14 protein-coding genes are annotated in these 20,560 nt (G+C 64.1%); 2 read left to right on the top strand and 12 right to left on the bottom strand.

Annotated features, from left to right (window positions below; all coding sequences use genetic code 11):
- Positions 1-77: 77 nt before the first annotated feature.
- Positions 78-1,343, bottom strand: coding sequence for an MFS transporter (locus B5F40_RS07380; protein ID WP_087193703.1), 1,266 nt, complete (start codon positions 1,341-1,343; stop codon positions 78-80).
- Positions 1,344-1,628: 285 nt separating this feature from the next.
- On the opposite strand from B5F40_RS07380, the gene B5F40_RS07375 reads away from it, so the two are divergent.
- Complete coding sequence (locus B5F40_RS07375; RefSeq protein ID WP_087193702.1) at positions 1,629-2,285, top strand: TetR/AcrR family transcriptional regulator C-terminal domain-containing protein; 657 nt, start codon at positions 1,629-1,631, stop codon at positions 2,283-2,285.
- Between the two features lie 1,276 nt (positions 2,286-3,561).
- On the opposite strand, the gene B5F40_RS07365 is transcribed toward B5F40_RS07375, so the two are convergent.
- From B5F40_RS07365 to ilvD, 6 genes are all read right to left on the bottom strand, one after another.
- Positions 3,562-5,094, bottom strand: coding sequence for a 2-isopropylmalate synthase (locus B5F40_RS07365; RefSeq protein ID WP_087193700.1), 1,533 nt, complete (start codon positions 5,092-5,094; stop codon positions 3,562-3,564).
- A gap of 138 nt (positions 5,095-5,232) precedes the next feature.
- A complete protein-coding gene (gene serA, locus B5F40_RS07360) occupies positions 5,233-6,813 on the bottom strand; it encodes a phosphoglycerate dehydrogenase (protein ID WP_087193774.1) in 1,581 nt (526 codons plus the stop codon).
- Positions 6,814-7,021: 208 nt separating this feature from the next.
- Positions 7,022-8,026, bottom strand: a complete 1,005-nt coding sequence (gene ilvC / locus B5F40_RS07355; RefSeq protein ID WP_087193699.1) for a ketol-acid reductoisomerase — start codon at positions 8,024-8,026, stop codon at positions 7,022-7,024.
- 208 nt (positions 8,027-8,234) lie between these two features.
- Entirely contained in the window at positions 8,235-8,720 is a 486-nt protein-coding gene (gene ilvN / locus B5F40_RS07350; protein WP_087193698.1) for an acetolactate synthase small subunit, read from the bottom strand.
- Positions 8,717-10,630, bottom strand: coding sequence for a biosynthetic-type acetolactate synthase large subunit (gene ilvB, locus B5F40_RS07345; protein ID WP_087193697.1), 1,914 nt, complete (start codon positions 10,628-10,630; stop codon positions 8,717-8,719). The genes ilvN and ilvB overlap by 4 nt, the downstream gene beginning before the upstream one ends.
- Complete coding sequence (ilvD, locus tag B5F40_RS07340; RefSeq protein WP_087193696.1) at positions 10,627-12,300, bottom strand: dihydroxy-acid dehydratase; 1,674 nt, start codon at positions 12,298-12,300, stop codon at positions 10,627-10,629. The genes ilvB and ilvD overlap by 4 nt, the downstream gene beginning before the upstream one ends.
- 1,132 nt (positions 12,301-13,432) lie before the next feature.
- Between ilvD and B5F40_RS07330 the strand changes: the two genes are divergently transcribed.
- Complete coding sequence (locus B5F40_RS07330) at positions 13,433-14,335, top strand: hypothetical protein (protein WP_087193694.1); 903 nt, start codon at positions 13,433-13,435, stop codon at positions 14,333-14,335.
- 48 nt (positions 14,336-14,383) lie between these two features.
- Here the strand turns inward: B5F40_RS07330 and B5F40_RS07325 are convergent, their stop codons facing one another.
- The 5 genes from B5F40_RS07325 to trxB form a co-directional block, all read right to left on the bottom strand.
- The gene (locus B5F40_RS07325) at positions 14,384-15,187 is read right to left on the bottom strand and encodes an MBL fold metallo-hydrolase (RefSeq protein WP_087193693.1); all 804 of its coding nucleotides are present in this window, start codon (positions 15,185-15,187) and stop codon (positions 14,384-14,386) included.
- 18 nt (positions 15,188-15,205) lie between these two features.
- Entirely contained in the window at positions 15,206-16,039 is an 834-nt protein-coding gene (locus B5F40_RS07320) for a purine-nucleoside phosphorylase (RefSeq protein WP_087193692.1), read from the bottom strand.
- 124 nt (positions 16,040-16,163) lie between these two features.
- Positions 16,164-17,141, bottom strand: a complete 978-nt coding sequence (gene prmC / locus B5F40_RS07315) for a peptide chain release factor N(5)-glutamine methyltransferase (protein WP_087193691.1) — start codon at positions 17,139-17,141, stop codon at positions 16,164-16,166.
- 391 nt (positions 17,142-17,532) lie between these two features.
- Positions 17,533-18,606 (bottom strand): peptide chain release factor 1, encoded by a 1,074-nt coding sequence (gene prfA / locus B5F40_RS07310; RefSeq protein WP_239442944.1) that lies wholly within the window; start codon positions 18,604-18,606, stop codon positions 17,533-17,535.
- Positions 18,607-18,990: 384 nt separating this feature from the next.
- On the bottom strand, positions 18,991-19,962 hold the full coding sequence (trxB, locus tag B5F40_RS07305; RefSeq protein WP_087193690.1) for a thioredoxin-disulfide reductase: 972 nt from the start codon (positions 19,960-19,962) through the stop codon (positions 18,991-18,993).
- Between the last annotated feature and the right edge of the window lie 598 nt (positions 19,963-20,560).

Raw genomic sequence — 20,560 nt, 5'->3', positions numbered from 1 at the left:
GCGGATCGCATGCGGATCGAAAAAAGGACGGCCCCTCATCGCAGGGCCGTCCTTTTTTCGAAACGTTCGCCTTCCTCTTACTCAGTCCACTCCTTCTGAACTGATTTCGCGTTGGCGAAGCTGTACATGCCGAGCAAGAGCACGACGACCAACAAGACGAGCGCCACCGTGAACACCGCAGGATATCCGAACGACCCTCCTATGAACGCCCAGATGGTCGATCCGAGGCCGCCGAGCAGATTCACGAACAGGCTGATCCGGGAATAGATATCGGTGTATTCGCGCGTGCCGAATATCTGACGCACCACGATGGGGACGAGCACCACGCACGAAGCGAAGAAAAAGCCGTACACCGCAGAACCCGCATACAGCATGATCTCGCTGCCCGTCCCAAACCATACGAGCAACACGCCGATCACGCCGGTCGCGAACGCAGCGAAAAACGAGATCTTGGGGCTTTTGTCGGCCGACACGCCCAAAGCCAGCTTGCAGACGGCTTGGGCCACCATCATGACCGTAGACATCATGACGCCCACGGCAAGAGCATCGAACGTCACGTCGGTCAGCGACTTCGTGTAACTGGGGAACTGCTGGGCCACGATGGTCAGAAGGTTGATGATGCCTGCGAACAAAAACACCGCATAGAACACCGGCGACTTCATGGCCTTCGCGGCGGAGATGCCCACCGCCTTGCCGCCCGTCGCCACAGAGGGCTTCCCGTACGGCAAAACACCCGCCTCCTGCGGCGTCTTGCGAATGCAGAAGATGGTGAACGACAGCGAGGTGATAAGGGCGATCAGGCCCCACACCATGTAGATGCTCCACACGTCCATGCCGTTGCCGCTCGCATACAGGGCGTTGAACACCTGCAGCCACAGCGCGCCGCCGATGCCGGTGAACGCCATGCACAGACCCTGGATGGTTCCGGCCTTCTGGTTGAACCAGCTGTTGCACAGCGCCGGAACGGCCAGCCACAGCAATCCGACCTCGGCGAGGCCCATCATCGCGCCGGCAAGGTAGAACACCCACATGCTCTTGAAAACCGAAATGAGCAGAAATCCGCCGCCGACGAGGATCGCCGACGCCGACAGGACGATGCGGATGTCGTACTTTGCGAACAACCGCCCGATGAACGGAGCGGACAGCGCCTCGACGAAGTACAGCACCGTGACGTAAAACGCCCAGGTCGCCGTTTCGACGCCGAGCACCTCGGGAACGACCGCCTGGAACGCGCTCCACGTCGAGAACACAAGGGCAGAGCATCCGAGGGTGATCATGATGCCGGTGAGGATGACGAGCATGTGCTTCACGCCCACCTTGTCAGTATAGGTTGCTTCTCCCAACTCTCTTCCTCCTTCGATACGTATTCCCTGCGGGAATATACGCGCTTTCGCCTCCAGAGCGCCAGATTCTCTATAGGCGGAAGCGCTATCTTGAGTAGCGCAAAACAACCAAGAACAAACCCACTACGTATAATCCTCTAAGTCTTTTGGTTTTTTTATGGTCAAAATCGCCTATTTGATGGCATTACGATAGAGACTTCCTATAATTGCAAAGGAAATGGGGACGTAACGGAAATAACGAGCGAGCTACGCGAAGAACTCGCCATCCGCTGGAAGGGGAACGCCGTGAGCTCTCTGAATACGATGCAACTTATCGGGGAAACGTTCATCGCCTTGACCGAATCGACACCTCCCGAGAAAATAACCATCTCCGACATCGTCTCGGCGTCGGGCAAGAACCGAAAGACGTTCTACTATCATTTTGCAGACAAGAACGCTCTCGTCGCGTGGATTTTTCGCCGAGATCTCGGCACCATCCTGTCCAGCCGATTCAAAGAATCTCTTCTAGTATATGAACCAGAAAGGAGCAAGGACGGGGCTTCATCCTATCCGTTCTACCTCTTCGCCAAACGCGGCGTGCGCTCCCTCGACCATGCGGCCTTCTTTGAAGCATTCGCAGATTGCATAGAGTCCCGCAGGAGGTTCTATGCCAAGGTGCTTCGCGACGCAACCCCCGACGGGCTGCGTGAGTACCTATACCGACTCTATTTGCCCGCACTGCAGAACGATGTGCACTTCATCCTGAGTAACCGATATCTCAAAGAGGAGAACGTGGCATTTCTCGCTGAATTCTACACAGGAGCATTTTTGTCCTATTTCTTTCGCCGCACCCTTGAGCCCCCATCCAGACCCCTGCGCGCCGATATCGGCCCTTTCGTGAACATCGTTCACACCTCTCTCGAAAACGTGATCAAAGAGCAGCAGCTCAGCCGCATTCTCTAGATGTCTCGAAGCTGAGCGATCGCCGATGCCTTCACGAAAACATCCGTTTCGTCATCATTCAAGAAATACAAGACAGACCTAAGGGGAGACTATAGGGAATCGCAAGCCCACGAATAGGGAAATCCCGAAACGGCCATATCGGGCTACGACGCACTATTGCTGAAGGATGGCTGGATTTCGCGCCAAGGAGCAAACGGCGAGACAAAGAACAATCCCAAACGCAAAACCGCCGAATCTTTCGAGAAAAGACGCTGTGCGAAATAAAGGAACGTAAGCTCGACGGAAGATCTCGATAGTATTTCAACAATGACAGGAAAAGGCTATTGCCCATTTCCATCCTCTCATTGACGAAGCGTTGTTTGCAAACCATCACCGCTAAGACATCACTCAGAACGCACACACGCATCGGTTTTGGATATGCATGCGAACGACAAAGTGCATCTTGAACACCACGAAGGCGGCCATGGCGAGGTTCCCTTACGAGTTTTATGGGATATATGATTCTTGGCCATACGTTCAGATTCTACGATTTCCGAAACGAATCTACGAAAAGCATTGTAACCAGACGCTTTTCCGCCTCATATGTCAAAGCCCACCAACAACCGTTGAGGACAAGCGGACGAAGACTTAGGCCCGCTTTTAGCCGCATATAAGATCTCGGGAAGATATGCATCCATGACGTGAGGGTTTTCTGCACAAGAACGTCATCACCAAAAAGAATGAGCGTATCGGACGCGATTTCCAACTTAGGCACCAAATAAACAAAATCTGTTTATCGTGAAATAAGAAGGCAATGCTTTGATCGAGATCGTTAACAATCTGAGGTCCATTGACTTTCAAGATATATCGGATGCAATGGAGATCAAATCTATCGGTTCGTCGTTTTGATCCGGCCATGAAAACCGTTGCGAAAAACAAGGTGCCACTATCTCTATCTATGCAACTTTCGCACGGCCTACTCGCATGCAAGGTGCTCCTCGTACGTCACGCCATCTATGAGCATCAACAAGGGAACGCGTCCCTCATTATCATGGAGATCTCCCTTTATCGCTCCACAGTCTCTATCTCTGGGAGCTTCATTTTGCATATCGCCGATGAGCCTGATGGAGGGAACGCCACTGTGCACGACATGGTAGCGTCTCTCTTTTGCTCTCACTATGGCTCCTTTTGACAAAATGGAGACAAGCGTGCAAGGACCGCGCAAAACACCACGAGAGAGGCCGTGCATGCGGCGTGCGCGGCCTCTCTCAGTTCTCGAAACGCGACGAAACCTCCTCTATCGACGCTGCCCCTGCTTGTCGTTCAGCAGACGGTTGAGGGCATTGAGGTAGGCTTTCGTGGACGATACGACGATGTCGCCGTCGGCCCCGCGGCCCGTGTACACCTCCCCGCTCGGATCGGTCACGCGGATGGTGACCTCGCCGAGCGCGTCGATGCCGCGCGTGACGGACTGCACCGAGAACTCGGTGAGGTCGTTGTCCACCTGCACGATCTTGTTCACGGCCTTGCACATGGCGTCGATGGGGCCCGTGCCGTACTCGCACGCTGTCACCACCTGGTCGGCCGCGTTGCGCAGCGTGACCGTGGCCGTGGGAGTCAGCGGGAAGCCGGTGCTGATCTGCACGCCCTCGAGCGAGTACAGTGCGCTCTCGTTGCGGTCGCGCTCGTTCACGAGGCTCTCGAGATCCTCGTCGTACACTTCCTTCTTCTTGTCGGCCAGGTTGAGGAACGCCTCGTACACCTGGTCGAGCGCCTCGCCCTCCAGCTCGTAGCCCAGCTCCTCGAGACGGTGCTTGAGGGCCGCATGGCCCGAGCGCGCCGTGAGCACGATCTGACTTTGGCCCGCGCCCACCTCGGCGGGGTCGATGATCTCGTAGGTGTCGCGCTTTTTTAGCACGCCGTCCTGATGGATGCCGGAGGAGTGCGCGAAGGCGTTCGCGCCCACGATGGCCTTGTTGGCCTGCACGTTCATGCCCGTGATGGACGACACGAGGCGGCTGGCCTTGATGAACTCGCGCGTGTTGATCTCGGTGCAGGCGTCCAGCTCCTCGCCGTGCATCTTGATGCCCATGACCACTTCCTCCATGGCCGTGTTGCCCGCGCGCTCGCCCAGGCCGTTGATGGTGCACTCCACCTGGGTGGCGCCGTTCTTCACGCCGGCCAGCGACAGCGCCGTGGCCATGCCGAGGTCGTTGTGGCAGTGCACCGACACCGTGACGTTCTCGATGCCGTCCACATGGTCCATGAGGTACTTGATGCGCGCCCCGAACTCCTCGGGCAGCGAGTAGCCCGTGGTGTCGGGAATGTTCACCACCGTGGCGCCGGCCTTGATGACGGCCTCGATGACGCGCGCGAGGAAGTCGTAGTCGGAGCGACCCGCGTCCTCGGCGTAGAACTGCACGTCCTCCACAAAGTTGCGCGCGTACTTCACGCACTTCACCGCGCGCTCGACGCATTCGTCCTCGGTGATGCGCAGCTTGTCGCGCAGGTGGCTTTCGCTCACGCCGATGCCCGTGTGGATGCGGGGGCGCTTGGCGTACTTGAGCGCGTCGGCCGCCGCGTCAATGTCCTTCTCCACCGCGCGCGTGAGGCCGCACACCGTGGCCATATCGCCCGCCAGATCGGCGATGCGGCGGACCGACTCGAAGTCGCCGGGGCTCGAGATGGGAAATCCCGCCTCGATGACGTCCACGTTCAAACGCAAAAGCTGGCGCGCGACGACGAGCTTCTCCTCCGTGTTCATGGAGGCGCCCGGCGACTGCTCGCCGTCGCGCAGCGTGGTGTCGAAGATATTGATCTTGCGCGTCATAATCGTGCGTCCTTTCGTTTCGTTGCCCGCCCGCGTCCTCCCCGGGCCGGGCGGTGCTCGATAAAGCCGACCGTCAAAGCGACGCCCCGAACCCGCCTGATTGGCCGGACCGACGAGGGCGTTTTAGGCAGCGAGGCGTCACAGCCTCACGCACCAGAGATTCTCGAGATCAGCGATTCCGGCCCTCAGCTTCGAGAGCACCGCATCGCTCACCTCGCCCTCCACATTCACGTAGGCGAGCGCTCGTCCATTTGCAGGCGACGCGGAAATCTGCATCGTGGTGATGTTGATGCCCTCTTCTCCGAGGATGGTGCCGATCGCTCCGATCTTCCCCGGCGCATCGACGTACTCGAACACGAGCGACTGCCCGGTCGGCGCGATATCGAGCTGGTAACCGAGAAGCGACACGAGCCGCGCGGCCTGGATCTCCCCCGCCAGCGTGCAGGCCACCTCCGTGCCGTCGGCCACAACGGATACCCGGGAGGCGTAGCCGCCCGCATCGGGCGCCGAGGTCGTCTCCACCTTGATGCCGTGGCGCTTCGCCACCGCCTTGGCGTTCACCGGCGTGACCGTAGCGGTGTTCTTGTACGACAAAAGCCCCTTGAGCGTGCCGGCCACGAGGATGGACGGATCCGCTGTCGCCAGATCCCCGTCGGCGGAAAGCTTCAAGAACTGGGGGATCTCGCCGTGTATCTGCGCGAGCATGCTCCCCATCATCTGGCAGGCGGGCACGTAAGGCCCCACCGCGTCCATGACCTCCGGCGGAACGGGCGCCATGTTGAGAGCCGTGGGAACGATGGAACCCTCTAAACCCGCCGCCACGTACTCGGCGATCTGCACGCCGGCACGCTCCTGCGCCTCTTTCGTGCTCGCCCCCAGATGCGGCGTGAGCACAGCGTTTTCAAACTCGTGCAAGGGGCTCTCCCGGCACGGCTCGGACTCGAACACGTCGATGCCCACTGCGCCGATCTTGCCCGCGGCCAAGAAGTCGGCGAGCGACTTCTCCTCGAAGATGCCCCCGCGTGCCGTGTTGACGAGGATGACGCCGTCCTTCATGCGGGCGTACTGGTCCGGCCCGAACATGCCGATCGTCTCCTTCGTCTTGGGAAGGTGGACCGTGATGAAGTCGGCGAGCGGCACGACGGTGTCCACGTCGTCGAAAAGCGCGACGCCCAGCTGCTCTGCGCGCTCGGGGCTGCAGTAAGGATCGTAGCCCACCAGTCTCATGCCGAACGCCCGCGCGCGCTCGGCCACGAGCCCGCCCACGCGACCCAGGCCGAAGATGGCGAGCGTCTTCTCGTACAATTCAGTGCCGATGAAGCGCCCCCGCTCCCATTCGCGAGCATGCACGACGGCGTTGGCCTGGGCGACGTTGCGGGCACAGGCCAGCATGAGGGCCATGGTGTGCTCGGCGGCGCTCACGATGTTCGACGTGGGAGCGTTGCACACGATGACGCCGCGCTCGGTGGCGACCTCCACGTCCACGTTGTCCACGCCCACGCCCGCGCGCCCGATGATGCGCAGGCGCCCGCCCGCCTCGATGACCTCGCGCGTCACCTTCGTGGCCGAGCGCACGATGAGCCCGTCGTAGGCGGGGATGACCGCGACAAGCTCCTCGGGAGGCAGCTTCAACCTGACATCGACCTCAATGCCCTTGTCCCTCAGCATGGATAGGCCCGCCTCGGCCAGCCTCTCGGTAACCAGCACTTTCTTCGTCATAGCGAAAACCACCTTCGAGCATACTTTTGCCTGGTTCGGATCGTCCCGGAGAGCGGCGCGATCGCGCAGCAAGAGACGACGCGTCCATGATAATGCGAATTCCCAGAATTCGAGCCGCCTCTCGGCGAAAACCTCAGAAACCATCCCCCTCGATCAGGGTTCCGGAGCGGTCCCGCGCACCTCCTACGGAAACCGCTCCGGCACGGTCTTATTCGTCGCCGCGCTTGATCCAGCTGAACATACCGCGGATCTTCTCGCCCGTCTTCTCGATCTCGTGCTCGTTGATGGAGGCGCGCTGCTCGAGCAGCCACTTGTGGCCGTTCTCGCAATCGGCCATGAACTCGCGCGCGAACTCACCGTTCTGGATGCGCGCGAGGATCTCGCGCATCGCCTTGCGAGACTCCTCGTTGATGACCTTCGGGCCCGCGTAGTACTCGCCGTACTCGGCCGTGTTTGAGATGGAGTAGTTCATGAAGTGGATGCCGCTCTCGTACATGAGGTCGACGATCATCTTCATCTCGTGGTACACCTCGAAATACGCCAGCTCCGGCGGATAGCCCGCCTCGGTGAGCGTCTCGAAGCCCGCCTTGATCATCTCCACGAGGCCGCCGCATAGAACCGCCTGCTCGCCGAACAGATCCTCCTCCGTCTCCTCCTTGAACGTGGCCTTGATGATGCCCGAGCGGGCGCCGCCCACCCCCCAGCAGTACGACAGCACCACGTCCCATGCGTCGCCGGTGGCGTCCTGCGCCACGCAAGCCAGATCGGGCACGCCCGACCCCTCCGTGAACTGACGGCGCACGATGTGGCCGGGGCCCTTCGGCGCGCACATGATCACGTTCACGTCCTCGGGCGGCACGATGTAACCGTAATGGATGTTGAAGCCGTGGGCGAACGCGAGCGTGTCGCCCGCTTTGAGGTGCGCCTCGATGTGGTCCTTGTACACCTGGGCCTGCAGCTCGTCGGGCACGAGGATCATGATGAGGTCGGCCTCTTCGGCGGCCTCGTCCATCGTGCAGACCTTCAAGCCCGCCTCCTCGGCGGCAGCCCACGACGAGGAGCCTTCGCGCAGGCCCACGCGCACGTCGCAGCCGGAGTCCATGAGGTTGAGGGCATGGGCGTGGCCCTGGCTCCCGTATCCGATGACGGCGATCTTCCTTTCCTGGATGATCTTCGGATCCACGTCTTGCTCGTAGTAGATGGTGACAGCCATGTTCTCTCTTCCTTTCTTGTTGGCTGCGGTTACCTTTATCGCTTCGCCGTTCCGGCGAACGGAGAAGAAGCTGACGCTGCGTGGCGCCGAAGCGCCCAACCTCCCCTTGGCAAGCCCTCCCCACGCGCCAAAGGCGCGCTTCGTCGAGCTTTCACGGCAATCCCGGACGTCTCGGCACCCTTCGCCGGCCTTACCAAGCCGGCAACGCTCATGTGTCTTTGCTGTTGCGCGACATCGCTATCTTGCCGGTGCGGGTGATCTCCTTGATGCCGTAGGCGCGGAAGAGGTCCTCCATGCCCTTGAGCTTGCTCTCGTCGCCCGTCGCCTCGATGGTGAGCGAGCTTCTGCCCACGTCGACGATCTTCGCGCGGAACACGTTCGCGATCTCGATAATCTCGCCGCGGCGCTCGGGTTGCGCGTTCACCTTGAACAGCACCAGCTCGCGCTCGATAGCGCCCTCGTCGGTGAGGTCGTTGATCTTGTGCACGCTGATCAGCTTGTGCAGCTGCTTGGTGATCTGCTCGAAAGCCACCTCGTCGGCCTTCACGATGGCCGTGACGCGCGACATGGTGGCGTCCTCGGTGGGACCCACGGACAGCGACTCGATGTTGAAGCCACGCCGCGAGATGAGTCCCGTCACGCGCGAGAGCACGCCGGGCTTGTTCTCCACCAGGACGGACAGGATATGCCTCATCGCATGCCCTCCTTCACGCCTGCGGCGGGCTCCGCCTCGGGCACTCCCTCGCGCACGGCCCCCACGGCCACGTCGATGGCCCCGATCACATCGTCGAGCGCACGGCCCGGAGCCACCATGGGATACACGTTCTGGTCACGCGAAATAGCCACATCGAGCAGATAAGGACCGCCGCTTTCCAACATGCGCGCAAGCGCAGCGTCCACTTCGTCGGGCCGCTCCACGCGCTCGGCTCGCCAACCATACGCTTCAGCCAGCTTCACGAAGTCAGGGCATGCGTCCAGAAGCGTGGAAGAGTAGCGCTCCCCGTAGAACAGCTTCTGCCATTGGTGCACCATACCGAGGCACCGGTTGTCCAAGACGAGCACCTTCACCGGCACGCCGTGGATGGCGGCTGTGGCCATCTCCTGGCTGTTCATCTGCAGCGATCCATCGCCAGCAACGCACACCACCGTCTTGTCCGGGCATCCGAAAACCGCACCTATGGCAGCAGGGAAACCGAAGCCCATCGTGCCGAGGCCGCCTGAGGTGATGAACGTGCGCGGCACCTCGCGGTCGATGTGCTGCGCCGCCCACATCTGATGCTGGCCTACCTCGGTCACGACGATGCTCTTTTCAGGATCGAGCGCATGGGAAAGCTTCTCCATGACCACTTCCGGCACGATCTCTCCGGGATTGTCGCCGACAGCAGGATGGTAGAACGGATGACGCGTGCGCCATTCGGCGATCTGAGCCACCCATGCGGCCGTGTCGGGACGAACGCCCTCTTTGGCGATCTGAGCGATAATGCCCTCGAGCACCCCCTTGAGGTCGCCCACGATGGGCACCTGGACTTCGCGCACCTTGCCGATCTCGGCCGGGTCGATATCGATATGAATGACGTCAGCATGCGGTGCGAACTCGTCGAGCTTACCCGTCACCCGGTCGGAGAAGCGCGCTCCCGCCGCAATGATGAGATCGCTCTCGGTCATGGCGAGGTTCGCGTATTTCGAGCCGTGCATGCCCACGGGGCCGAGATTGAGGGGATGGGATGCGGGAAACGCGCCCTTGCCCATGAGCGTGGTGACCACGGGTATCCGCATGGCCTCGGACAGCTCGACGAGCTCTTGCGACGCTCCGGAGGACACCGCTCCGCCGCCCACGTACAAAACAGGGCGCGTCGCCCGCCCGATGCGAGCGACAGCCTGCCGCACCTGCTTGGCGTTGCCGCGGTAAGTGGGCTTGTAGGAGGGCAGGTTCACCTCGTCGGGGTACTCGAACACCAGCTCCTCGCTGGCCAGGTCGCTCGGCACGTCGATGAGCACGGGGCCGGGGCGGCCGGTCTTGGCGATGTGGAACGCCTCGCGGAACGTAGCCGTCAGCTCGTCGGTGGATTGCAGCAGGTAGCTGTGCTTCACCACCGGCATGGTGATGCCCACGATGTCGGACTCCTGGAACGAGTCGGTGCCGATGACGCCGCGCGGCACCTGGCCGGTGATGACCACGAGCGGCACGCTGTCCATGTAGGCCGTCGCGATGCCGGTGACGGTGTTCGTGGCGCCCGGGCCGCTCGTGACGATGGCCACGCCCACGTTGCCCGTGGCGCGCGCGTAGCCGTCGGCCTCGTGCACCGCGCCCTGTTCGTGGCGCGAGAGCACGTGGGTGATCTGCATGGAGTCGAAGAGCGCGTCGTAGATCTTGATGGCCTGACCGCCCGGGTAGCCGAACACGAGGTCCACGCCCTCGGCCTCGAGCGAGGCGACGACCGCCTGCGCGCCCGTCATGGTGCGGCCCTGCTTCTCCGTGCGGCTTCCGAGGCCGCGCGGCGCGCCCTTCGCAGCGGCCGTCGCGCCGGGACGCGGCGCTTGCGGCTCGCGGCCCCCGGGCGCCGCAGCCTCGGCGCAGCCTGGTTTCTTGCGTGAGTTCGTCATGACACGTACGCCCCCTTGTCTGCGGAAGAGACGAGCTTCGCGTACTTCGCGAGCACACCGTGGTCGTGCTTCGGCGCCGGCGGCTCCCAGGCCGCGCGGCGGCGTTCCAGCTCGGCGTCGTCCACATTCAGCGTGAGCGCGCCGCCTTCGATGTCGACGGTGACGCTGTCGCCCTCCTCGATGAGCGCGATGGGACCGCCCGCAGCCGCCTCGGGGCTCACGTGCCCCACGGCCGGGCCCTTCGTCGCGCCCGAGAAGCGCCCGTCGGTGATGAGCGCGACGCTCGTGGACAGGCCCATCCCCACGATGGAAGACGTGGGCGTGAGCATCTCGCGCATGCCCGGGCCGCCCTTGGGGCCCTCGTAGCGGATGACCACCACGTCGCCGGGTCTGATCTCGCCGGCGTTGATGGCGGCGCAGGCCGCCTCCTCGGAGTCGAACACGCGCGCGGGGCCGGTGTGCGTCAGCATCGAGGGGTCGACGGCCGACTTCTTCACGATGGCGCCGTCGGGCGCGATGTTGCCGTGCAGCACGCGCAAGGCGCCCACCGGGGAGAATGGATTGTCATGCGCGCGGCATACCTCGCCGTCGGCCGGGCGGGCGCAGTCGCGCAGGTACTCGTCGAGCGGCCCCATGCAGGTGAGCGCGCTGCGGTCGAGCAGCTCCAGCTCGGCCAGCTCGTGCATGACCACTGGCACGCCGCCCACCTCGTAGAGGTCGGAGAGCGGGCGCGGGCCGGAGGGCGCGAGCTTCACGAGGTGCGGCGTGCGCGCGCTCGCCGCATCCCAGTCGTCCATCGTGATGGGATGCCCCGCCTCGCGCGCGATGGCCGTGAGGTGCAGCACCGTGTTCGTGGAGCCGCCGAAGGCCATATCGCACTCCATGGCGTTGTGGATAGCCGCCGCGTTCACGATGTCGCGGACGCAGACGCCCCGCTCCAGAAGCTCCATCACCTTCATGCCGGCGCGCTTCGCCAGACGGATGCGCTCGGAGTACACCGCGGGAATCGTGCCGTTGCCGGGAAGCGCGATGCCGAGCGCCTCGCAGAGGCAGTTCATCGAGTTCGCCGTGAACATGCCCGAACAGCTGCCGCAGGTGGGGCAGGCATGGTCCTCGTGGTACTTCAGCTCGTCCTCGGTCATCGTGCCCGCTTGCACCCGAGCCGCGCCGTCAAAGAGCGTGTTGAGGTCGGTGGCGGGGCCGCGCCCTCCCGGTTGCTTGCCGGCGAGCATCGGACCGCCCGACACGAACACGGTGGGCACGTTCACGCGCAGCGCGCCCAAGAGCATGCCGGGCACGATCTTGTCGCAATTGGGAATGCACACCATCGCGTCGAAAGCGTGGCCCTGCACAGCGCATTCCACGCTGTCGGCGATGACTTCGCGCGACACGAGCGAGTAGTGCATGCCGTCATGGTTCATGGCTATGCCGTCGCACACGCCGATGGTGGACACTTCGAAGGGCACGCCACCCGCCATGTAGATGCCAGCCTTCACGGCCTCGGCGATCTTGTCGAGGTTGTTATGGCCGGGGATGATGTCATTGCGCGAGTTGACCACCGCGACGAGAGGGCGCTCCAACTCCTCGTCGGTGACCCCATCGGCCTTGAGCAGGCTGCGATGGGGGGCGCGCGCCGTGCCGCATCGCACGGCATCGCTTCTCAGCTGCATGGGTCCGATCCTTTCTCCCGATGCCGCGCCCTGCCGACCGCGGCGTTTCCGCCCATAAAAAAATCCCGTTGCAGGCAGACCGCACCAGGACCTCAGATGGAATGAAGGAGCGCGCGCCGCCGACGCACGCGCCGGGGCAGCTCTCGATCGGACCGATAACGGGGTCGCCGGTTCAGCCTACTTGCCTCGCGCGCAGCCGAAGGTCGTCCGGATACGTTGCGCGACGTTCGCGCCGAACTGCTCGGAGGTGGCGTTCAGGCCGCCCACCGCCGGCTCGCAGCATCCGCCGGCTCTCTGAAGATGGGTTCGTCCCTACTGTCCTCGTCAACGCATTTCGCCTATGAACTTTTCGAGCGGAAGTATACCTCCACGCCCATCCTTTCCCGCGCGCCTCTTGCGCGCCCTCCACAAAAGCCACAAATCGAAGCGTTCCAAAAAGGCCCGAAATCGTACCCGATGGGGCTTGAGAAGCGCACGCCTCGCTCAGACAGGGAAAGGCGGCCTGCTTGCGGAGCATTCGCCTCGAAACCGGTCGAACGTTGCCGACGGCGCGACCGCCTCTTCGCCGCGTCCGCAAGTCCCAAGACGCGCGCATGCGCCTGCGAATGCATGATGGGGATGCGCGCGAAGCTTAAAAAGAGCGCGCGGAGAACACCGCGTTTGCGAGAAAGCGGGCGGAGGGCCGGAACATGCGGCCGCTCACGGACCCGCAGGGCTCCCCCGGGCGCGAAACATCCATGCCGCCATCGGGACTCCGGTCGTTTCGACAAACGGGATGCGCATGCTGCGCGCGCAGGACCACAGCACGAGGAAGGCCCGTTCGCACCTTGCGGTCGCACGGAGAAAGCGAGCGCGACAATCTGGATAGCGCGCATAAGGGATCCCCTTCGCGCGAAAACGAGCCTCATCGACACCGGCGCGGCATGATGGCCCAGGCCCTATCGCCGCGACGGCTCTTCCGCTTAGCGCCCCTGCATCCGCAAACATGTCGGACGGCTGACCGATCGGCCAAGGAGGGGAAACGACCGTCCGAAGACGCGCTCTGCGGTTCGCCTGCGTCGTACACTCGCCTTCCGCCACGAGACCTCGCGCAACGTCCATCCCGTCTGAAGCCGAGAAAGGAGGCATCCGCATGACGTATCGAGGAATTCCCTACTTCGTGACCCGCAGCAAGACACACGAGGTGCGTGCCGATCCGTACGCAACCGAGCAGAGGAGCCTCCCCAACCGCACACACGGGGTGTCCTACGTCTCGTCCCCGCGCCGAACGACGCGCATCAGAACCTACGCCCCCTCCGAGTCGGTGCGGCCCGCAACCGCCACACCGCAAGATCCGCCTCCCGGAATCATCGATTTGAAGCGCGTGCTCGCCGCCGTGCTCGCCATGCTGCTCATCGTCATCCTGTCGACGTTTCTGGGCATGTACGCGGCCCGCGCCGCGAGCAGCCTCCTCGGCGACGACGCGAGGGCCTTCGCAAGCGCCTTCGGCGCAGACAACGAGACTCGCGCGGAAAGCCTGAGCGCCCCGCGATCGACATGGGAGATGGGAAGCGTGCCCGAGCTCTATCAGGACGACCCCCAGTGGGCCGACCGGCCCTACGGCTCGAGCACCATCGGGACCGCCGGCGCGGCGCCCGTATGCTTGGCCATGGTTCGCGTATCGGCGACCGGCGACGTGCAGACCGGCCCCATCGACGTGGCGTCGTTCTCCCAGCGCAGCGGCTACGCCGATTCGCCCGACGCCACCGCCCTGCTCACAGACGGCGCGCAAGAGCTCGGCCTCGTCGCAAGCGCCGTGGATAAAAGCGAGATGGCCCTGAGGCGTGAGATCGTGGCAGGCCGACCCGTCATCGCCGCCATGGATGCGGGAACGCTCAGTCCCTCCATCACCTACGTGGTGCTCTCGGATATCGACGAGCACGGACGGCTCGTGATGAACGACCCGCTCAGCGACGAGCGCTCCTCGCGTCACTGGACCTTTGACGAAGTGCTCAGCAGAACGACCGCGCTGTGGTCTTACGCGAGCGCGGACTAGCTCGCCCGCAACAGACGCAACGCAAACCGAGCGCGGCTTTCGCGCAGACTAGCGAATGCTCGTGAGACCGTCCTGGCAGGCAACCTGCACGCAAGCGCCATGGCCCGCGCGCGTGACCACGGCAGCCAGCGTCTCGCCCGGCAGCTGATAAGTGTTGTTGCGCTGAGAGACATGCATGGCAACCACGTGCTCGAGCCTATGCGTCAGCAGAGCCTCCAACTCCTCAGCCGCCTGCGCGTTCGAGAGGTGGCCTCGATCAGACGCCACCCGGCGCTTGACCGAATACGGATAGGGGCCGCGCTCGAGCATATGCGCGTCATGGTTGCTCTCGAGCGCGAGCAACCTCACGTCGAGAAGCGCCTCGTGCGCCTCCCCCGTCACCACGCCCGTATCGGTCATGAGCGCTGCCGCATCGCCCGCGCACTCGAACCTGAATCCGCACGATGCCGCCGCGTCGTGCGACGTTCGGAAGACGTGAGCCTGCATGCCCTCGATCGAGAGCACGTCCCCTGCGGAAAACACGCGCATATCGCATGTCCCTTCGAGCGCTGCAACCTCCCTGCTGGCCGCGCGCACGGCGACGTCGGCGTACACCGCCGGCTCGACGCCGAGCTTCGAAAGACCTCGCATCACCACGCCGAGGCCTTTCGTGTGATCGGTATGCTCGTGCGTCACGAGGACGGCCGAAAGCCGCGTCGGATCGAATCCGGCCTCCTCGCAGCGCGCGAGAAAATCGCGCTTGCAGATGCCGCAGTCCACAAGCACGCCCGCCCCCGTGGCCGTGTCCTCGACGATGGTCGCATTGCCGCCGCTTCCGCTCGCGAGCACGTGCACTGCCAAACGACGCACCATGGCAACCCTTCCGTTCCGCTACAGCTGCGCTATCACGCCCGTGACCAAGCTCGCGAAGTCCGCCTCGCGGGTTTTCGCCACGTCGAGAACCTCAGAACCCGTAGGGCTCGCCCCCTCGATGCCGCAGCCCATGTTCGACACGAGCGAGATGCCGAGCACCCGCATGCCCACATGCCGCGCGGCGATGACCTCCTCGCACACGCTCATGGCCACCGTGTCGGCGCCCCATAAGCGGAACATCCGGATCTCGGCCGGCGTCTCGAAGCTCGGGCCGAGCGCGCCCAGGTACACGCCCTCCTGCACGCGGATGCCGCGCTCCGCGGCCACGTCGTGGGCGATGGCGCGCAGTTCAGGGTCGAACGCGTCTTTCATGGAGAAGAAGCGGTCGGAAAGATTCGCCGGATCGGGAGCGGCGATGGGATTGCGGCCCGTGAAGTTGATCTGATCGCCCATGATGCAGAAGTCGCCCACTTCATAGTTCGGGTTGAGCGCACCGGCCGCGTTCGTGGTGATGAGCGTGCGCACGCCGAGGCGCTCCATGAGCCAGATCGGGTACGCCACCTCCTGCGCGTCGTTGCCCTCGTAACCGTGCAGACGGCCCTGCATGGCCAAAACGCACTTGCCGCCGAGCGTGCCGCATACGAAGCGGCCCACGTGCCCCTCGGCCGTGGACGTCTTCATGCGCGGGACTTCAACATAAGGGATGGACGCCGCATCGGCGATCTCGTCGGCGAGCGGGTTCAAACCCGAACCCAGCACCAGGCCGACCGTCGGCTCGCGGCCTTCCAGCCGTCTGCGCAGCACATAAGCCGACAGCGTGAGGTTGTCGTCGAGGATGTTGCGTTCGAGCATGGCGTGTCCTTTCTTCGTGACCCGCCGTCCATTATAGCGACAGCGCTAGCGCCTCCGAGGCGTATTTCACCAACAATAACCGAAGTCGAGCGGGAGGCCGATCGCCCGAAACGAAGGCGCGCATTCACGAAACCATCTTGCGGACCGTGAGCACGCGAGGACGTCCTGCGAGGTCGGAAACAATACGCGCTTGCTCGAAACCAGCCGCGCGAGCAAGGGACGCGGCCTCGTCGAGGCATGACTCGTGCAGCTCGAAGGCCGCACCACCTCCCGGCTTGAGCGCGCAGGCGCACCACGGCAGCAAACGGCGCAGCACGTCGAGCCCGTCCTCGCCTCCGTCGAGCGCAAGCGCAGGCTCGAAATCGGCCACTTCGCGCGGGATGGCGGCGAGGACGGAAGCGGGCACATAAGGAGGGTTCGATACAACGAGGTCGAACCTTCCGACAAGCGCCGGGTCGACGCCCTGGCCCAGGTCGCACTCCACAACCTCGACGCGCTCGTTCAACCCGAGCTCCGCAACGTTCTCGCACGCGAGCGCGACGGCCTCGGGTGAAAGGTCGGTGGCGACAACGCGCGTAAGCGGGTGCTCGTAGGCGATGGAGCAGGCGATGCAGCCGGAACCCGTGCACAGGTCCGCAACGAGCAGCGGCTCGGGCTCGGGCGCCTCGGCGGAAGGGGGGCCTGCGGTGCTGGCCTCCCCCGCCTCGCCCTCGGCGGCCGCCTCCGCCTCCTCGTCCTTCGCGCGCGGGCGCGGCGCGGGCGGCAGCAGGGCCAGAGCCTCGCTCACCAGGACCTCGGTCTCGAGGCGCGGGATGAGCACGCCGGGGCGCACCCGCACGGATATATGGCGGAAGCCCACCTCGCCGGTGATGTACTGCAGGGGCTCGCCCTGGCCGCGACGCGTCACGTAGCCGCGCAGCACGTCGCGCTCGTCCATCGACAGCGGCTGGTCGAGCCGCGTGTACAGCTCGATGCGCGAGAGCCCGCACGCCTCGGCCAGCAACCACTGCGCCGAGATGCGCGGGTTCTCGTCCCCCTTGCGCTCAAGGTACCCCACCGTCCAGTCGAGCGCGGCCTTGATGGTCCAGATATCGTTGTCCATTGCCGTTTCCCTCTCGAACCGCCAGCGCATACCGGCAGGCTCGCCATTCCCGTAAGCCATAATGCCTGCCCAGGTTTCGCCGCGCTTGGCCGAATATCTTGCAGGTGCCGAAACCACCTCGCCGAGGCTCCACTTTGAAGCGAGCCTTCGACTTTTCGCGCTCCGAAGTCACCGTTTTGGCCGCTCTGAAGCTCATTCCCGGATCGTCAGCCCGTCGCGCAACAATCCTTTTTGAAGAACGCCAGGTCGGGCGCATGGCGCTTCTCGCCATTTCCAGAGCTCGGGCGAAATCGCGGCCTCTCGCACGGCGAAAAAGCTTCACAGCGGTCAAAACGGTGACTTCGCCGCCCGGTTTGCCGCAGGCAGCCGAATTCGAGGGCTTCCCTCGCGCCTACACTGCGGCTTCCAGCTTCTGCGCGCGGTCGGCGGCCTGCAGGGCGGTGATCACGTCGCCCAGGCCGTCGCCCAAAAGCACGCCGTTGTAGGTGCCGTTGTAGCCGATGCGGTGGTCGGTCACGCGATCCTGCGGGCCGTTGTAGGTGCGGATCTTCTCAGAGCGGTCGCCCGAGCCAATCTGCGCGAGGCGCTCGGCCCCCTCGGCGGCCTGCTGCTCGGCGAGCATCTTCTCGTAGAGGCGTGCGCGGAGCACGGCCATGGCCGCGATCTTGTTCTGCAGCTGCGACTTCTGGTCCTGCGACTGCACCACCAGGCCGCTCGGCAGGTGCGTGATGCGCACGGCCGAGTCGGTGGTGTTGACGCACTGGCCGCCCGGGCCGCCGGCGCGGTACACGTCGATGCGCAAGTCGTTCTCGTTGATCTCCACCTCCACCTCGTCCGCCTCGGGCAGCACGGCCACGGTGGCCGTGGACGTGTGGATGCGCCCTTGGCTCTCGGTCTTGGGAACGCGCTGCACGCGGTGCACGCCGCTCTCGAACTTCATGACCGAGTACACGTGATCGCCCTTGACCTTGAACTGGATCTCCTTGAAGCCGCCGGCCTCGGAGGGCGACACGTCCATGGTCTCGGTCTTCCAGCCTTGCGCGCCCGCGAAGCGCTCGTACATCTTGTACAGGTCGCCCGCGAAGATGGCGGCCTCGTCGCCGCCGGCCGCCGCGCGGATCTCCACGATGATGTCCTTCTCGTCGGCGGGGTCCGCCGGGATGAGCATGAACTTGATGTCCTCCTCCAGCTGGGGCAGACGCGCCTCAATGCCGGCGATCTCCTCCTGCGCGAACTCCTTCATGTCCGCGTCGGCCAGCATCTCCTTGGCTGCGGCCAAGTCGTCGGAAGCCTGCACGTACTCGCGCGCCTTCGCCGCGAGCGGCCCTTGGCTCGCGTACTCCTTAGCCAACCGGTTGTACTCTTTCTGGTCGGCGAGGACGGCCGGGTCGCCCATACGGTCCTGCAGATCCTCGTAGGCCTGTATGATCTTCTCGAGCTTCTCTCGCATATCGGTCTCTTGCATGGTGTGTGCTGCCCTTCGCCACGTAGTATGGTAACCTCGACGCGCCCTCGCGCGCCGAGAGCGCCCGCCTCCGTGTGCGGAAGCGAGCTCCTCGCTGTAACCGGCTTATGATAGCAGATCGTGCCCTGTTTCGCACCTTGTCCTCGGCGTGATGTGAAACAGGGTGCGACGATTGTCGGCTGCGCCATCGAAAAGACGCCCGCATCCGAAGCCGACGGGGTCGCAAAGACGGCTCCCGACGAGCGGGACCCGGGAGCCCATCCGCACCGACAACGACGTCCCTCGGCCCCGAAGAGACGGTGCGCGGGCCTGGAGAGCACCTCGTGATCAGACGCGCGAGCGTCGCGGCATCGACCCCGTCGGACGCCGGCCCGCAAAGCCGCGCTAGATGGCCAGGTACTCGGCGGCCTCCTCGGCGCACAGCGCCCCGTCGGACACGGCGGTGACCACCTGGCGAAGAGCCTTCGTGCGCACGTCGCCCGCCGCGTAGACGCCGGGCACCTCGGTGGCGCCCGTCTCGTCGGCAACAATGTAGCCCGTCTCGTCGAGCGTGAGCGCGTCGTCCAAAAACTCGGTGTTCGGCTCGGTGCCTACCGCCACGAACAGGCCGCTCACGGCGATGTCGCGCTCCTCGCCCGTCTCGAGCATTTCGATGCGCACGCCCGCGAGCGCGCCCTCGTCGGCCACGAGCTTTCTGGGAACGGCGTTCCATACGAACTCGACGTTCGGAAGATCCTCGAGGCGCTTGTGGTAGATGGCCGTGGCACGCAGCTTGTCGCGTCGGTGCACGAGGTAGACCTTCTCGCAGATGCGCGACAGGTAGATGGCGTCGGCGGCGGCCGTGTTGCCGCCTCCCACCACCATGACCGACTTGCCGCGGAAGAAGCTGCCGTCGCAGGTGGCGCAGTACGATACGCCGCGGCCTTGCAGCTCCTCCTCAAGGTCGAGTCCCAGCTTGCGCGGACGCGCTCCCGTGGCGATGATCACGCTTTTGGCCCGATACTCGCCGAAAGCCGTCCTGAGCACCTTGGGATTCTGCGTGAAGTCGACGGAGGTCACCTCCTCCCCCACGTGGTTCACGCCGAAGCGGTCGGCGTGCTGCTTCATGGCGAAAGCCAGCTCGAAGCCGTTCGAGCCGTCCGGGAAGCCGGGGTAGTTCTCCATGTGCTCGGTCTGCGCGAGCTGGCCACCGGGGGCAATGCGCTCGAAGAGCACCGCCTCGAGGCCCGCGCGCGCAGCGTACAGCCCCGCCGTGAGCCCCGCCGGACCCGCCCCGATGACGGCGACGTCGATGACGCCGCCGGAACGCTCCTTGCACGCCGCGGATGTCTCGTTGGCCGTTTGCTTCTCGTTCATGACTCCTCCTGCGAATCGCATCGTTTTTTCGGATCAGTATAAGGGACGGCGCGAAATTGTCATCGAACCGGAAACACTATGCGTCAAATCTCCGGGCAGGCGGGCGAGTCGGCAAGCCAGCCAACCGAAGACGTGCGCCCAGCTTACAAGAAGGCCGCGCAAACGAGCCGAGAGCAGGACGAGGTCGTATGAATCGGAAGAGGAGAAGGCGCTGGACGGCCCTGGCAAAGCGGAGGGCGCAGACGCCCAGGCGGTCCAGCCCGTTCGGCAACCCGGTCCGACGAGGCCCGCACGAACGCCCTCGGAGCGAATCGCCCGGAGCGGAGGCGTCGGGAGGTTCGCCGGCCCAATCGCGAAGCCGCCCGGCACCTTGCATGAGGCCGTCCAAACCGAAACGAGGAGAATCCGGATCGCAACGCGCATCGATCCCGGCGCCTCACCTCGAAGGCCGGGGCTCGGCCGCGCGCAGAAAAGCGCGTTCGAGAATCGCAGCGAGGCTTTGGAAGGACGCCCCGCCGTCGCCGTCGCCGCTCTGATCGAAACGGACAGCCAGAGCCCCGCCCCGATCAAACCGAACAACTGTCACATATACACATCT

The organism is Gordonibacter sp. An230, from assembly GCF_002159915.1.
Lineage (GTDB): Bacteria > Actinomycetota > Coriobacteriia > Coriobacteriales > Eggerthellaceae > Rubneribacter.
This window is presented reverse-complemented; position numbering and strand designations above follow the sequence as displayed.

Coding starts and splice junctions, on each gene's coding strand:
- B5F40_RS07320 (WP_087193692.1), bottom strand. CDS start 16,039: ATGCTCGAACGCAACATCCTCGACGACAACCTCACGCTGTCGGCTTAT.
- serA (WP_087193774.1), bottom strand. CDS start 6,813: ATGACGAAGAAAGTGCTGGTTACCGAGAGGCTGGCCGAGGCGGGCCTA.
- trxB (WP_087193690.1), bottom strand. CDS start 19,962: ATGAACGAGAAGCAAACGGCCAACGAGACATCCGCGGCGTGCAAGGAG.
- B5F40_RS07330 (WP_087193694.1), top strand. CDS start 13,433: ATGACGTATCGAGGAATTCCCTACTTCGTGACCCGCAGCAAGACACAC.
- ilvD (WP_087193696.1), bottom strand. CDS start 12,300: ATGCAGCTGAGAAGCGATGCCGTGCGATGCGGCACGGCGCGCGCCCCC.
- prfA (WP_239442944.1), bottom strand. CDS start 18,606: ATGCAAGAGACCGATATGCGAGAGAAGCTCGAGAAGATCATACAGGCC.
- B5F40_RS07325 (WP_087193693.1), bottom strand. CDS start 15,187: ATGGTGCGTCGTTTGGCAGTGCACGTGCTCGCGAGCGGAAGCGGCGGC.
- prmC (WP_087193691.1), bottom strand. CDS start 17,141: ATGGACAACGATATCTGGACCATCAAGGCCGCGCTCGACTGGACGGTG.
- B5F40_RS07365 (WP_087193700.1), bottom strand. CDS start 5,094: ATGACGCGCAAGATCAATATCTTCGACACCACGCTGCGCGACGGCGAG.
- ilvC (WP_087193699.1), bottom strand. CDS start 8,026: ATGGCTGTCACCATCTACTACGAGCAAGACGTGGATCCGAAGATCATC.
- ilvB (WP_087193697.1), bottom strand. CDS start 10,630: ATGACGAACTCACGCAAGAAACCAGGCTGCGCCGAGGCTGCGGCGCCC.
- ilvN (WP_087193698.1), bottom strand. CDS start 8,720: ATGAGGCATATCCTGTCCGTCCTGGTGGAGAACAAGCCCGGCGTGCTC.